A 14,041-nucleotide genomic window follows, 5' to 3' on the forward strand; every position below is an offset into this window, starting at 1 on the left:
TCACGTGGCGGTGTAGGCGCGATTGCTAGCCAGGGATGGCTAGCAATCTTTCCAGCCGGAAGCCGACACTCTCCGGTAGTCCAATAAATTAAATGCGAGGAGTTTGTCTGGCATTCGGTTTATGGAATAGGATTCTGGCTTCGGAAGTCCTTGTAGATTGGTAACGGACAGCGGGTGGCTAATGGATCCCAGAACACAAACGTATCCTGGGCTTGTCATTTTTCGAAGTCGGCGTCAGCGGCGACTTCACCGGCAAAGACCGACCCTTTAGAGTCACACAAGTTATATGTTCAAACGGCAAATTAGTGACGCTAAGCTGCCAATCAAATCCTAATGGGTTTATGTATGTGTCAAACCGGCTGCATTTAAAACCTCGTTAAAATGGCATAGATGGAAGAGTTAAATCTTGATAAAAATGCTCAGTAGAAATGCTAGGTTTATTGTGCTAGTTTCAAACCTGAAAAAGCCAAACCTATCGTGAGGTAGGGACAGAAAATCGCGGATCCCATCAAAAGGAAAGCCGGATTGCCGAACATGACTTCGTTACGGTCATCAAGGTTGTCCGGTTTTTTTTATTCTCGACAACTTGACTTTAATTGTTTTGAGTCTTGCCTTATTGCTTTTCTTATTTACGGCATGTCTTTTGATCTCCATTGAAGGAGGCATTTATGTCAGCGGTAAACAAATTATTCAAGAGCGTCTATGTATTATATTCATTCATCACAGCCAGATTCGTGGCAAAGGAGTGTAAAAGCATACTGTTTCTTTTTACAGCCATTATCGGTATATTCGTAATGCCTTCCTCCTCCAATGCTGATTTTTTTCAAAACCAGTCCGGACTTAGTGAGTCACATGCAACAATTTCATTTGATGAGCACATTTTTCCAAATGAAAGCGTAATAACTACTGAATATAGCGATTTGCAGATAAGGTTTTCACCTTTTGCTTATTACTTTTCTAGTGCATGGGATGGTCCAGGTGTTGCTAGTTTTCTACCTAATCGTCCTGCTCCGGGAGCAAGGGTGATTCAATTCACTCAGCCACAAGCCGGAGCCGCCTTTCAATTTTGGACTTACGATGGAGCGATTGGTACTTTCCAAGCTCTTTTAAATGGCAATGTGGTTGAGTCGGCAACAGCCCCTGTAGGAGGAAGCTTACCGAACAATTTCTATGGATTTCGAGGTATAAAGTTTGATGCAATCAGTATCTCAACAAATGCCTGGCCGGCATGGGGTATCGACAATATTCAGCATCAAATATTTCGATGGGTACCGACAGGCATTGTTAGTGATTGTTCGGGAAATGATATTAATAGCTTAACTGCTGGTGTTTCGCCTGACCCAGTTCAATGTAACGCAAGTACTATCGGACTGGCGGCAGTTTGTTGGAATCAAACTACATATACGATGCCTTCAGCAACTACCCCTGTTTGTACGTATAAATCTGTAACCCCTGAAAGTTGTGTTGGCGGTGCTTACCCTGGAACTGTCTACCAATGCCAAATATCTCAAGCAAATGAAGTTTTCGGAAATGTTGTTAAGACAGTATCATTTTATGAATATACATTCGAACAAAATATCCCGAAAAACGTAACCTTCCAATTGGTCAATTCTGGAAACGCCGTTCATACGGCAACATTAGAAATCGTCAATCCTTTTTCAAATTTGACAATCTCAATCACAGAGCCTAATCCTATCAATCTTGCCGCCGGCGAAACGAAATCGATCTCGCTAAGTATCGACCCGGGAGCTTTGCCGATTGGAAGTTACGACGGCATTCTGTTGAAAATCACGGCGGATGACGGCAGCGTATCGTACTCGAATGTCAAAGTTAACGTCGTCGCGCAAGGCGCTGGAAATTTGCCCGATTTGACACTGAGCGCTGGCGATATCGGCTTCAGTGTCGCCAATCCTGGCGATCAGGTTACCCTGTCCGCGACTATTCACAATCAAGGTTATTCGGGTTCTGATAATGTTTTAGTCCGTTTCTTCGAATTCGGAGCTTTGTTGGGTGAAACTGTCGTGCCTGAAGTAACGGCCAGCGGTACGGCCAACGCGTCGATTTCTGTGCCGATGGACCCATCCGGCGATCATCTAGTTCGCGTGGTCATCGATCCTGATGGAGCGATTCCCGAGATCGACGAAGCCAACAACGAAGCCAGTCAAATCATTCAACCGGGAGGTGCCACGGTCGAGACCTCAGGCAATATGCTGGTATCAGGAAGCTTGCCGACAACGGTTTATAGCAATTCCCTGTTTACATTATCAGGAAAGGCCGTTTACGACGTGTTGGTCAATGGTGTCAGAAACACCGACTATGTGGTTAAGGGCGGTTCGGTACAAATTACGGTCACCGGCGAGAATAACGCCGAGTGGATATACGGCGGCATTCATACGGACACCAACGGGAATTTTGTGAAATCCATACAGGCCCCACCGAATACAGGAACCTATCACATCGCAATGACGGTAACCGATAAGACGTTTATTGGCAAACGTGAGCTGGTATTCAATGTGGTCGAACCGCTTCCGCCCGGCAGTCCTGAGCCTGCACCTCCGATTCCGCCAATGACTTCGGGTGTTGGCTATTGGGCGTTTGTAGGTGGTGGTCCTGGTGGCTCAAGCGGTACTTGGGTATGGACCTGGACGACGCCTCCTACTGAAGCGGTACCACAAACCGATTTGCGGGTGTTTTCCGAAAATATCCATTTTTCCAAAAACCATCCGGCCAAGGACGAAGAAATTACCATCTTTGCGGAGATCAACTATTGGGCGACCAATACCGACTTAATAGCCGAAGACGTACCAGTCAACATTTATGTGACTTATCCGGGCAATCCAAGTTTGAAAATCGGCGAGGCGCTAATTAAGCAAATGTCGGTCGGCAGCCCCGATTTCGGTTCGCGTTATGTTTACGCTACCTGGAGGAATCGGGATGAAGGTATTCATTTGGTTGAAGTGGAAATCGATCCGAGTTTTGTCGAGGAGAATCAGTTTAACAACGCAGCGACCCGAGCCATCATAGTCGGCAAATTGCAGGCCATGCAAGGCGCAATCGCCGGCCAAGTGACCGATGCCTGGGGCAACGGTATTGGTAACGTCATCATCGATGTAACTGAGGTAGGTGGTGCGTCACTCGCCAACACGACAACCGATCCAGCGGGCTTTTACTTGATTGGTTATGTGCCACTCGGCGCAATGATCGTGCATATTGAAAAGCCGACAGGCTATCAGGCGGATGCGGAAAACAAGGCGACTGAAGTGGTCGATTCGGCTGTGAGCACTGTCAATTTTATGCTCACGACGCAAGCCGTGCCTGCCGATAACACGCCACCGGTATTGAGCCTGCCAGCCGACATCATCGCAGAAGCCACTGGTCCGGATGGGGCCATAGTAACCTTTAGCGCGACGGCTAATGATGTAGTTGATGGTCCGATTACTCCAACGTGTATGCCGGTTTCAGGTGACATGTTCGCGTTGGGTTCAACCAATGTTAGCTGTTCAGCGACTGACAAGGCCGGCAATACGGCGAATGGCAGCTTTAATGTTACGGTGCGAGATACTATGTCGCCAGTATTGGTTTGCCCAGCGGATGTCAGTGTCATGCAAGGACAACAACCTGTTCTGGGTACACCAAGTGTTTTGGATAGCGTTGATCCTTCGCCACAGTTATCCAATAATGCTCCGGCTAACTTTTCTACAGGAAACACTGCGGTTATTTGGAGCGCGACCGATGCGTCCGGCAATCAAGCCAGCTGTGCTCAACAGGTAACTGTTTCTCCAGTAGCAGCCAATCTACCGCCAGTCGCGAATGCTGGGCTCGATCAGACTGTTCGCCAAGGTAGTTTAGTGACCTTAAACGGAAATGGAATAGATCCGGATAATGGGCCTTCGTCTTTGGCATTCGTTTGGTCGCAAACAGGAGGCAGTGCTGTGACTCTAAATGGACAAGGTATGGCTCAACCTACTTTTAAACCGTCTAGCGATGGCGTCTATATCTTCCAGCTAATCGTAAATGATGGGGCAGATGATAGTGCGCCGGATGAGGTCCAAATTAACGTGCCGCTGTTATGCGATATCGATCAAGATGGCGATGTCGATCGCAATGACACTAGCCTCATTACGGCTGCACGCAATCAACCTGCCTTGCCTGGTGATCTGCGCGACTATGATGATGATGGGATCATCACGGTTAATGATGCTAGAGCTTGCGTGTTGAAATGTACCCGAAACCGGTGTGCTCCCTGAATAATACCGTAGATTAAATGGTGAGTTAGGCAACATTTCCTAAGAAGTTGTCTGGAAAAACATTAAACGCATTGCCAGACAGCTTCTAACTCACCCTAAAAACATTACATAAAAAATCATTGAGGATATTCACTATGAACAGATTGAGCCTGTGTTATGTATTAGCGGCTGGATTGGGCTTAGGGGGCTACCAACTGTCTGCCGAGGCGATGTCCATTAGCTTTCAACCATTAGCGCAAACCGTCAATGTTGGCGACGCTTTAGTAGTAGATGTAGTCGTTTCAGGATTGCTCGATGTTAGCGAAATCGTGTCGGCGTTCGATTTGGATGTCACGTATGATCCAAGCATTCTTGACGCCACCGATGTCATTTTTGGACAGTATCTCGGGGCATATAATCCCGATCCAATGACATCCGAATTTTATAGCGATGCCGTTCTATCATCAGGAAGGATCGATTTCTTTGCGCTTTCTTACTTGTTTGATGCCGATTTGGCACTCATTCAATCGGGTATGGATAGTTTATCCCTAGCCACATTGTCATTCCAGGCACTTGGCGCAGGGACTTCGAATTTGCTGTTTGATCCAGTTCCCTATCCCGGCATTGATGTCAAAGGCTATGATGCTACTGCACTAGCGTTGGATGTAAGTGCCGCCAGTGTTACCGTGGCAGCATCATCAAACGTTCCTGAACCTTCTACTCTTTGGTTATGTTTGTTAGGTGCGATGGCGTTTGCTCGTCGATATCAGTACTTGACTAGATAGCTGATCTTCCAATGACAGCTTTCGGTCTTTGACCGGCCCGTTACTTTCGTACTGTGGCTGGCCGGTTCTGGCTGCTATGTTGAGCTTAACATAGCGACCTCTATGTGTAGTTCGAAACTATGTCAAGATTGTTGATACCGCCTGAATGAAAGATAGAATTCACCTTGGTTATGGCCAATATGATTAAATCGTAGCTTCACATAGTTTTGTCGGTTTCCTGAAGTAAAAAATTCAGTGCCATCAGTGATTTTAGTAAATCATGTCCGGTGCTAGTCAACCAGTTGGATATTTGTAAGTAAACGGCACCCTATTTCGATATTTCGTGGTTACCAGTATGCACCAAAAGAGGCTGGATCAATATTAAGCTGATGTTATCGAGCCGATGATAAGCTGATGTTACTTCTTTAAGCATTGAAATTATGTGTAGTTGCGTCCGCCCTTATGCAATGGATAGCAAGGGCTGATCCCCTGGGTAAATGTGCAAATACACATAGTTTCGTACTACACATAGTGGGCGAAAGCAGCCGCTGACAATGAATGAAATCACTCGACTGGTCGGCAAGAGTCGACCTGTTCCAGTCAGTCACCTAAGTCACTCTGCTGCGTCTGCAATACTCCAGTTTGCAGTCGTGTACCGGTAATGGATTGCGGAAACATCGAAGTTATGCGATGTCATAATTTGCTTTCTGGACGATGGAATTTCTTCCAGAGCAATACAACTATTTGCAAAGAACTATAAAACTTAAATAGAAATGCTCCAGCTATTCTTGATTTACTCAAAGGCATCATGGTCAACCCAACATCGCTGGAAATCACCTTGTGGCAGTGGCGGGGACAGGTAATAGCCTTGATACACATGGCAGCCGTATGACTGCAATAGAGCAAGCTGGCATTCGGTTTCGACGCCTTCGGCTACAACCGTCATATTCAGGACTTGTCCTAGCGATACGATGGTCTTGAGAAATGCAGCTTCGCTCGATGCCGGGTCACCGGTGTAAGCCTGAACGAACGAGCGGTCGATTTTAATGGTCTGGATAGGTAATATTTTCAAATAGGATAAAGATGAATAGCCGGTACCAAAATCATCCATGGCAACCCGAATACCACGCTCTCGGATGTAGCGCAATCGTTTGGTTGCCGTTTCAACATCATGCATGACAAGGCTCTCGGTCACTTCCAATTCGATCGATTTGGGATCGGTGCCGGTTTCCGTCATGATAGCGTCCAGCACGGCAATGAAATCGTCGGCTAGTAGCTGCCGGGCGGAAAGATTGATCGCTAGCCGGAATCCAGGCAGTTTTCTTGCCCATTCATTGGCTTTCAAGCAGGCTGTTTTCAGTATCCATTTGCCCAGCGGCACAATCAACCCGGTTTCCTCAGCGATAGCAATAAAGCGATCGGGTGCTACCATCCCAAACCCCGGGCGACGCCAACGGATCAGCGCTTCCGCGCCGACGATCCGGCCTAGTGCGCAATCGGCCTTGGGCTGGTAGTAGAGCAGGAATTGTTCCTGTTCGATGGCGAGCCGCAAGGTGTTTTCGAGTAGCAATCTCTGGCGAGCGGCTTCGTTCATTCCCGCCTCGAAATATTGAAACATCCCTCTGCCTTTGTTCTTGGATGCGTACATCGCGGTATCCGCGTGCTTGGTCAAGGTATCAAAGTCGGAGCCATCGTCCGGATACATGGCTATGCCGATACTAACGCCGACATGAATCGTATGTTCTTTTAGTTGCACGGGACCCGACGTGACATCGACCAAGTGCTGGGCAAGTTCGGTGGCAAAGGTAATGCCCGTTGTTAATCCGGGTAGTATGATGGTGAACTCGTCTCCGCTCAGACGGGCGACGGTATCCGATTTGCGCAGGCAACCTCGGATACGGGTTGCGATAATTTGTAATAGACGGTCGCCGGCCCAATGACCGAGCGTGTCGTTAATGTTTTTGAAATGGTCCAGGTCGAGAAAGAGCACCGCAAGCCGGTTGTTATTGCGCTGCGCCAATAGAATTTCTTGCTCAAGCCTGTCCTTGAACAGCGCCCGGTTGGGTAACTCGGTCAGCACATCGTAATAGGCCAGTTGTTTGAGTTCCTGCTCGGTTTGTTTCTGATAACTGATATCCGTGGCGATCGCCACATAATGGGTAAGCAGGCCCTGCTCGTTGGTTACGGCGTTAATGCTGGTCAGCATCGGGCATAATTCGCCGTTTTTTCGGCGGCCCCAAATTTCGCCTTTCCAAAAACCCTGATTCAATAGTGTTTGCCATAAGCGTTTATAAAATGCTTGATCGCGCAGATAGGGCTTCAGCAGGCGGGTATTTCGGCCCAGCACTTCCTGCCGCTCGTAGCCGGTAATGGCGCAGAAGGCGGCATTGACTTCCAGGATAATGCCCTGTGGATCGGTAATGAAAATGGCTTCGCAGCTGTTCTCGAAGACTTTGTTGCTCAATCGTAGTTTGATTTCCCGATTTTTCAGCTCGGTGATGTTTAACGCGGTGATGACCGCGCCTTCCCGCTTTCCCTGCGCGGAATGCAACAAATTACTCTTTAGCCAATAGACGGAGTTTTGCTTGTTTCGGCTATTGTTAAGAAACTCATGCTCTCCGCTGTAGTATCCGTTTAGTTGAATCGTTTCAAATAGTACTGAGCGAATCGGCCAGGGCAAAACGGGCAGTTGTTCGGCTAGAGCCTGTTGTTCGATCGGGGGGAGTAAATGATCAATGTTGCTGTTCAGTAAATCGGCTTCGCTGAATCCTAGTTCGCGCTCCACCGGCGCATTCAGTCTCTGGATCAAGCCATTCTTGTCTATGACGAACATGAGATCGTCCATGGTGTCCAGGATGCTGTCGACAAACAGGGTAAGCGCTTGTTGCTGATCCACCTTTTCTTTAAGTTTACGCTTTTGACCTTCCAATTCGCTCAACATGCTGTCCATGGTCTGGGTGATGACCTGGATTTGCCTTTCCTGTTTCACGTTGGCTAAGCGTAATTGATCAATTTCCTCGCGCAGTTGGTTCATCGTTTGCAAATTCGGAGCGCGGCTTGCGTCCGTGCGCTGCCCTGCCGTTCCAGGACGGTTAATATCACCGGGAAACACCAAGAATTGGCCGTTTGATTCTTCGACATGAAATCCGGCTGTTTTCAAGTCTATCCGGTGGCTGTGCGCCGGACAAACCAAGGTGTTTTCATCGACTAGCGTACAATGCGTCAAATCATAGCCTTGATGAGGACAACGAAAAGGTATCGCCAAAAATTCGCCGCCGCTGTTGAATATCAATATATCGACCAGGCCGGACTTATCCGGTGAGCGGAAGCGCCCGCTCCAGCGAGGTGGTTGAGCCGATTCCAAGAAGGTGACCGATTCGACGATGATCCCGGGAAATCGAGGATTTTGATAGCTCATTCCGGTAACAGTTGCCGTATCATGCGGACCGTTTCTGGTACCGCCCGTTTTGTTTTATCGGATAGGCCGACAAAAAAGGGTTGGACTGCGTCTATCTCGACACCCACGATTAGAATATCCGGCAGTGGTGTTCGAATGATTTTAAGCGCCTCCAATAGATAAGGAATCCCCTGGGCATGATCGGCGAGCCGTTGCTGTTTTGTCGCCATATCCCGCGGCCTTAACAGACAAACCTCACCGACATTTCCGCAATGAGTCAGGGCATCGACCAGAATCGCTTGATTGCAATCCTCCAAATACCGCAAGGCATTGAGCCCGCTGATGCCCGCATTGAACACATGGACATCGCCTGGCCATGCCATTTCGGCGAGGTGCGAATAAACGCTGATGCCGAAACCGTCGTCACCCTGCAGTTCATTGCCGAAACAAATGACGTGCCGCTTATGCATGCTTTAAGGCCACACGGTGATGCGTTTGCCAGTGTCTAAAACATGCACCGTACAGACTAAACAGGGGTCGTGGGAGCGGATGATATGGCCGATTTCCACCGGATCGTCCGGATTGTCGACAGTCAAGCCGATCAAACTGCTTTCCCAGTGACCGTGCCGGCCTTCACTGTCCTTAGGCGAAGCGTTCCAGGCGGTCGGCGTAACGACTTGATAGCGGCTAATCGCGCCATCCGTGATTTGCAGCCAATGGCCCAATGCGCCGCGAGCGGCCGTTACCAGACCGAAGCCCTCGCCGTCCGGGATATCTTTCCGGACGGGGGTGAGCATATGTGGACCGTTGCGATGCATGCTTAGCTCATGCAGTGTTTCGCGCATGGTGTGCAGTAGCCGGGCGGTGCGGCGCAGCCTGGCAAACTGGCGCAACCAGGCATTGCCGCCCTCGACATGATAGAGCGAACGGATCAATGGTTCGCCGTCGATCAGGGCGTCGGCTAGAGGACCGGTTTGCACCACCTTGTTCTGATAGCGCGGCGCCTTGCACCAGGTATAGCGATCGGAATGCGGCTGATAATCGGGCAGGGTCAGCCCCTGAAAAGGATGGCGGCCACCGGGGTAGGGTTGAAACCATGAATAACGCACATGCTCGCTGATCTCGGCTTGATCAAACGGCATGACGCTCCCGGTATCGCCATTGAAGAAACCGGCGCTGAACAATCGCTTGCGATCCGGTGGCGAAGTATCCGTAGCGTCCGGATCATCGTAAGCGCCATAGCTGAGCATGTGCGGCGTGCCGAAACCCAAGCTATGTAAGCCGATGTCGCGGCTGATTTGGCTAAACAGGCCGATGGCGCAATTGGCGTGGGCGTCTAGCCAATTGAAGAATTCGTCGGCAGTGTCTAATGCCAGCCAGATATCCAATGGCGTACCGATGACGGTCCGCTCGAACCAGCGGGTCAGCTTGTTGAGGATGGATAGACTATCGATGATGTGGCGACCGCTTGCCGGCGTCGTGACGCCGCCCGGCAACATATAGGACGAATGCGGCCACTGGCCGCCGAACAGCGCGATAATCTCGACGATGTGGCGCGAATATTCCAGTGCTTCACGATGGACTGAGCCCTTGAACGGCTGGAAAGCCGCCAGGGCTTTTGCATGGAACGGCCTGTCCCTATATTTGGGATGGCAAAAGTCGGCGGTGAAGAATAGAAACGATTGTCGCAAATCGCTTTGCACGGTCTCGGCCATCATGCACAGATTGCGGACGCGAAGCGCATTGGGCGGTACGGCAATATTCCCGGCATGTTCCAGCGCCAATACTGCGGCATTCAATTGAGCGGTGCCGCAGATACCGCAGATACGCGGCGTAATCACCAGCGAGTCGGTAGGTTTGCGGCCCAACAGAATTTGTTCGAACCCCCTATAAAGCGAGCCGATGCAGCGGGCATCGACCACTTTGCCCTGTTCCAACTCCAGTTGAAAATCAAGGTCGCCTTCGACCCGGTTAAGTCCGATCTCGACAATTCTTTTGGTCATGCTCAAGGGTCCATCGTCTTGTTCAGCACCCGTTCAGGCGCTGCTTCGTGGGCCAGGCTTTTGTAGGCCATGTAATTAGCCCGTTCCACCCCCAGCGGCAGAGTGACCGGTATCGGGCCGATTTTTTCGGTACAGAACAGGTCCTGATTCATGGGGAAATTTGGAGACGTGCAGCCGAAACAGGGCACGCCCGCCCGGGTTTTGCTGCTGCGACCATTCCACAGCTCGGAGTTGCAGATCGCCATGGTCAGGGGTCCCTGGCAGCCCAGATTAAAGAACATGCAGGCTTTCCCGCCAAATTCGGTATCTTCTACATCATATTCGTGGTATTCGGTGCGGGTGCACCCCTGGTGCACCGTGGTATTGAAGAAGTCCTTGGGGCGATTAAGGTGATCGAGCGCTAACGGAAGTCCGGAAGCCAGCATGGCCAGCGTTTTGGTCATAGCATTGGGGTGTGCGGGACATCCCGAGACATTAACCACGGGAAGGCCCTTGCGCGACCGCCACTCGGCAGGCAAGAGTCCTCCGGCGATGTCTTTGTCGAACTGCAGGCCCAGGCAGTCGGTTGGATTGGGCGGCGCGGCATGAACCCCGCCGTATGCGGCGCACGTGCCCATCGCTACCAGGTATTCGGCTTTTTCGGCGAGCTGGCGGATCAGATTCATTTTCGAACCTTTCCGGTAGGGATCGTACATCCCTGAGCCATACGGCCCGGTGATGATGCTGCCTTCCACGCATAAAATATCGAGTGCTTGACGATCCTCTATAATTGCATCGATCAACTGGTCGAAATCACGCATGGGCTTAATGGACAGAGAGGGTTGCCAAAGAATGTCGATGTCGTATTCGATCATCAATTCTTCGACGGATGGGCTGTCAGCACAGAGGATGGACATGGTGTCACCACCGCAAGAACCTGTTTGTAGCCAAAGTAATGCCGTCATAGGAGTATCCTTAATGCTTTATTCATTTTCCGCATTTTAGTATGCCGAAAATGACATCAATATACTATCTTGCTTTGGCCACTAAACGCTAACTACATAAGGCGAGTGGCAATTTTAAAGGCAGAGAGGATATCCAAGCGGCTAGTGCAATGTCCGGAACCGGCCGGCTACCGCCGATGCCCGGCGACATAATATCGATTGCAAATAATCCCGGTTGGAGTAGCCGTTGGTTGCATTTAATCTAGTTCGAAAATTGCGATGATTGCTGGCTTAGGGAGTTTTGATGGCTGGTCGCAACACCTATCGGCATTTCGACGACTTTCCCTACGATCTGCTCAGCATCGTTCCGGCGATCGAGGCGGTGCTGATCGCCGGTTTTTTTGTTGATCAGCCAAAACCATCAGTATAACTATTCGGAAAAGCGGGCCGAGCCGGATTATGAAGTCAACGTCCGCTCGTACCGGAAATTGATCGAATTGGAAAAACGCCTGTCTACATCAGTTGTCAGAAATCGGGAGCGCCTAGATGAAACCTTATAAATTCAACGATATTCCGTATTCGGAGATCACCCCGAAAGAATTGTTTTATGCCCGGCGAAAATTCATGCGCCAAAGCGGCGGCGCTTTGTTAGCCGCTTTATTGCCGCAACTGTCATGGTCCGCCTTAAACAAGCTCAACGCGGAAAAATCCAAATACAGCACGCAGGAAGAGTTGACGCCGTTTGACGACGTGACGGCCTACAATAATTTTTACGAATTCGGCACCGGGAAGCACGATCCGGCGCGCTACGCCGGCAGTCTGAAAACACGTCCCTGGACAGTGACTGTAGAAGGCAAGGTCAACAAACCCAAAGTCTTCGATATCGAAGAATTGCTGACGATGGCGCCGCTGGAAGAACGCATTTATCGCTTACGCTGCGTGGAGGCCTGGTCCATGGTCGTGCCTTGGATAGGCTTCCCGCTGGCCGAGCTGATCAAGCGGGTGGAGCCGGCCGGCGATGCAAAGTTCGTGGAGTTCGTCAGCCTGTACAACCCGAAGCAGATGCCCGGGCAAAAGTCGTCGGTATTGGAATGGCCCTACCGGGAAGGTTTGCGGCTGGACGAGGCGATGCATCCTTTGACGATTTTGTCAGTGGGGTTGTATGGTCAGGTATTGCCCAATCAAAACGGCGCGCCGATCAGGCTGGTCGTTCCGTGGAAATACGGTTTTAAAAGCGCCAAATCCATCGTCGCCATTCGCTTCGTGGACAAACAGCCTGTCACCAGCTGGATGCGGGCCGGGCCGGGCGAATACGGCTTTTATGCCAACGTCAACCCGGAAGTCGATCATCCGCGTTGGAGCCAAGCCAAGGAGCGCCGCATCGGCGATTTCTTCAAACGTAAGACTTTAATGTTCAACGGCTATGCCGACGAGGTGGCGTCGCTATACGCCGGTATGGACCTGAGCCAATATTATTAATGCCATGACCATCAGGAATTTGGATAAACGAGCCTTGGCGCGGGTCAAATTAGCGGTTTTTCCGTTAGCGCTGCTGCCGTTGGCCAAGTTGGTACTCGGTGGCGTGTTCGGCCATCTGGGCGCCAATCCGATCGAAAAGATCAGCCACGTCACGGGGTTTTGGACGCTGACGTTTTTGTTGATCACCTTGAGCGTGACGCCGCTCAGGCGTTTGCTCGGCTACTTATGGCTGACGCGTCTGCGCCGCATGCTGGGCTTGTTCGCCTTCTTCTACGGCTGTCTGCATTTTTTGACTTATCTGGTGCTGGACCAGTTTTTCGACTGGCAGGAAATTGCTAAAGACATCGTCAAACGCCCGTATATCACCGTCGGTTTCACGACGTTTTTGCTGATGATTCCGCTGGCGATCACCTCGACCGACGACATGATGCGCAAACTCGGCGGCAAGCGCTGGCGATCGATTCATCGTTTGATTTATCCGTGCGCGGTGGCCGGCGTGGTGCATTATTGGTGGCTGGTGAAAAAAGACCTGAGCAATCCGATCGCCTTCGCGCTGTTGCTCGGAACGATACTCGGAATTCGCGTGGGCATGGGGATGTTGAGCGTTTGGAAACAAAATGCGAGGGGGTTCAATAGATCGAGTTTCAACGGCCCGGATAAGCTCGCCGTTTCTCGACCTTACGACAGGAATAAGCCATAGGTATCGTGAGCCGCCGGCCATACCCAGGCATGACCGAACTCGTCGCGATAGCGCCCGCACATCCGGTGACGCCAGCGAAATCGCAATCATGGTCGGCGAGTGATTGACCGAGGGCATGAACGCCGTGGGCGAGACGGCGTTCAACTTCGAATTGCCGCAAACCGGAGCGGGTTTACGAAGGTTTCCGCAGCAGGAAAAATATGCCGTGTTCGGTGCCCGTGCCGAAGGCCGCGCTCCATTGGGATTTCCGATCTTGTACGAAAGCGGCGGGCTTTATGCGGAAGGTGCTTTCGGCATCGTTGCGGAACGCGGTGTGCGCCCGGCGTGCCGCTCGCAAGGCATCGGCTGCCGGAGCAGGCAGGTGTTTTCGGAAAAATCAAGTGCTGGACGCGGCTGCAAGCCACTCCACCCCGATTTTCCGCCAAGTCCGCCGTTTTGCCGGGCGAAAACCCTTCAGGCCGCGCAGCGAGTGACCGACGGTGATCGCACTAGTGGCGAATCGCGAGCGCTAACGGTATGCTTTAAAGCGCTTCGGAAATCCCGTTAAAT

At 50.9% G+C, this 14,041-nt stretch carries 10 protein-coding genes and 1 riboswitch; of the genes, 6 read left to right on the top strand and 4 right to left on the bottom strand.

Going from position 1 to position 14,041, the window contains the following annotated elements; all coding sequences use genetic code 11:
* Positions 1-455: 455 nt before the first annotated feature.
* Positions 456-533, top strand: a riboswitch (cyclic di-GMP riboswitch).
* Positions 534-668: 135 nt separating this feature from the next.
* Together ACW73I_RS05495 and ACW73I_RS05500 are read left to right on the top strand one after the other, a co-directional pair.
* Positions 669-4,247, top strand: a complete 3,579-nt coding sequence (locus tag ACW73I_RS05495) for a CARDB domain-containing protein (RefSeq protein WP_458028237.1) — start codon at positions 669-671, stop codon at positions 4,245-4,247.
* 134 nt (positions 4,248-4,381) lie between these two features.
* A complete protein-coding gene (locus tag ACW73I_RS05500; RefSeq protein WP_458028238.1) occupies positions 4,382-5,011 on the top strand; it encodes a cohesin domain-containing protein in 630 nt (209 codons plus the stop codon).
* A 772-nt stretch (positions 5,012-5,783) separates the two neighbouring features.
* Here ACW73I_RS05500 and ACW73I_RS05505 read toward each other — a convergent pair.
* Genes ACW73I_RS05505 through ACW73I_RS05520 form a run of 4 tightly spaced genes read right to left on the bottom strand, consistent with a single transcriptional unit; the run spans position 5,784 to position 11,334 of the window.
* A complete protein-coding gene (locus ACW73I_RS05505; RefSeq protein WP_458028239.1) occupies positions 5,784-8,408 on the bottom strand; it encodes an EAL domain-containing protein in 2,625 nt (874 codons plus the stop codon).
* Positions 8,405-8,857, bottom strand: coding sequence for a hydrogenase maturation protease (locus tag ACW73I_RS05510; RefSeq protein WP_458028240.1), 453 nt, complete (start codon positions 8,855-8,857; stop codon positions 8,405-8,407). The genes ACW73I_RS05505 and ACW73I_RS05510 overlap by 4 nt, the downstream gene beginning before the upstream one ends.
* A gap of 3 nt (positions 8,858-8,860) precedes the next feature.
* Positions 8,861-10,390 (bottom strand): nickel-dependent hydrogenase large subunit, encoded by a 1,530-nt coding sequence (locus tag ACW73I_RS05515; RefSeq protein ID WP_458028241.1) that lies wholly within the window; start codon positions 10,388-10,390, stop codon positions 8,861-8,863.
* 2 nt (positions 10,391-10,392) lie between these two features.
* Entirely contained in the window at positions 10,393-11,334 is a 942-nt protein-coding gene (locus tag ACW73I_RS05520; protein ID WP_458028242.1) for an NADH-quinone oxidoreductase subunit B family protein, read from the bottom strand.
* A gap of 283 nt (positions 11,335-11,617) precedes the next feature.
* Between ACW73I_RS05520 and ACW73I_RS05525 the strand changes: the two genes are divergently transcribed.
* The 4 genes from ACW73I_RS05525 (at position 11,618) to ACW73I_RS05540 (ending at position 14,039) form a co-directional block, all read left to right on the top strand.
* A complete protein-coding gene (locus ACW73I_RS05525) occupies positions 11,618-11,743 on the top strand; it encodes a hypothetical protein (RefSeq protein WP_458028243.1) in 126 nt (41 codons plus the stop codon).
* Positions 11,744-11,859: 116 nt separating this feature from the next.
* Positions 11,860-12,792, top strand: a complete 933-nt coding sequence (msrP, locus tag ACW73I_RS05530; protein ID WP_458028244.1) for a protein-methionine-sulfoxide reductase catalytic subunit MsrP — start codon at positions 11,860-11,862, stop codon at positions 12,790-12,792.
* A 4-nt stretch (positions 12,793-12,796) separates the two neighbouring features.
* A complete protein-coding gene (locus ACW73I_RS05535) occupies positions 12,797-13,492 on the top strand; it encodes a sulfite oxidase heme-binding subunit YedZ (protein ID WP_458028245.1) in 696 nt (231 codons plus the stop codon).
* A gap of 115 nt (positions 13,493-13,607) precedes the next feature.
* Positions 13,608-14,039 carry a hypothetical protein gene (locus tag ACW73I_RS05540; RefSeq protein WP_458028246.1) on the top strand — a complete coding sequence of 144 codons (432 nt, stop codon included), beginning with the start codon at positions 13,608-13,610 and terminating at the stop codon, positions 14,037-14,039.
* The last annotated feature ends 2 nt before the right edge of the window (positions 14,040-14,041 follow it).

It is taken from the genome of Methylomonas sp. MgM2 (assembly GCF_054172045.1).

Excerpts from the sequence above, each read along its gene's own strand:
- ACW73I_RS05495 (WP_458028237.1), top strand. The coding sequence starts at position 669 with ATGTCAGCGGTAAACAAATTATTCAAGAGCGTCTATGTATTATATTCA.
- ACW73I_RS05500 (WP_458028238.1), top strand. The coding sequence starts at position 4,382 with ATGAACAGATTGAGCCTGTGTTATGTATTAGCGGCTGGATTGGGCTTA.
- ACW73I_RS05505 (WP_458028239.1), bottom strand. The coding sequence starts at position 8,408 with ATGAGCTATCAAAATCCTCGATTTCCCGGGATCATCGTCGAATCGGTC.
- ACW73I_RS05510 (WP_458028240.1), bottom strand. The coding sequence starts at position 8,857 with ATGCATAAGCGGCACGTCATTTGTTTCGGCAATGAACTGCAGGGTGAC.
- ACW73I_RS05515 (WP_458028241.1), bottom strand. The coding sequence starts at position 10,390 with ATGACCAAAAGAATTGTCGAGATCGGACTTAACCGGGTCGAAGGCGAC.
- ACW73I_RS05520 (WP_458028242.1), bottom strand. The coding sequence starts at position 11,334 with ATGACGGCATTACTTTGGCTACAAACAGGTTCTTGCGGTGGTGACACC.
- ACW73I_RS05525 (WP_458028243.1), top strand. The coding sequence starts at position 11,618 with ATGGCTGGTCGCAACACCTATCGGCATTTCGACGACTTTCCCTACGAT.
- msrP (WP_458028244.1), top strand. The coding sequence starts at position 11,860 with ATGAAACCTTATAAATTCAACGATATTCCGTATTCGGAGATCACCCCG.
- ACW73I_RS05535 (WP_458028245.1), top strand. The coding sequence starts at position 12,797 with ATGACCATCAGGAATTTGGATAAACGAGCCTTGGCGCGGGTCAAATTA.
- ACW73I_RS05540 (WP_458028246.1), top strand. The coding sequence starts at position 13,608 with ATGAACGCCGTGGGCGAGACGGCGTTCAACTTCGAATTGCCGCAAACC.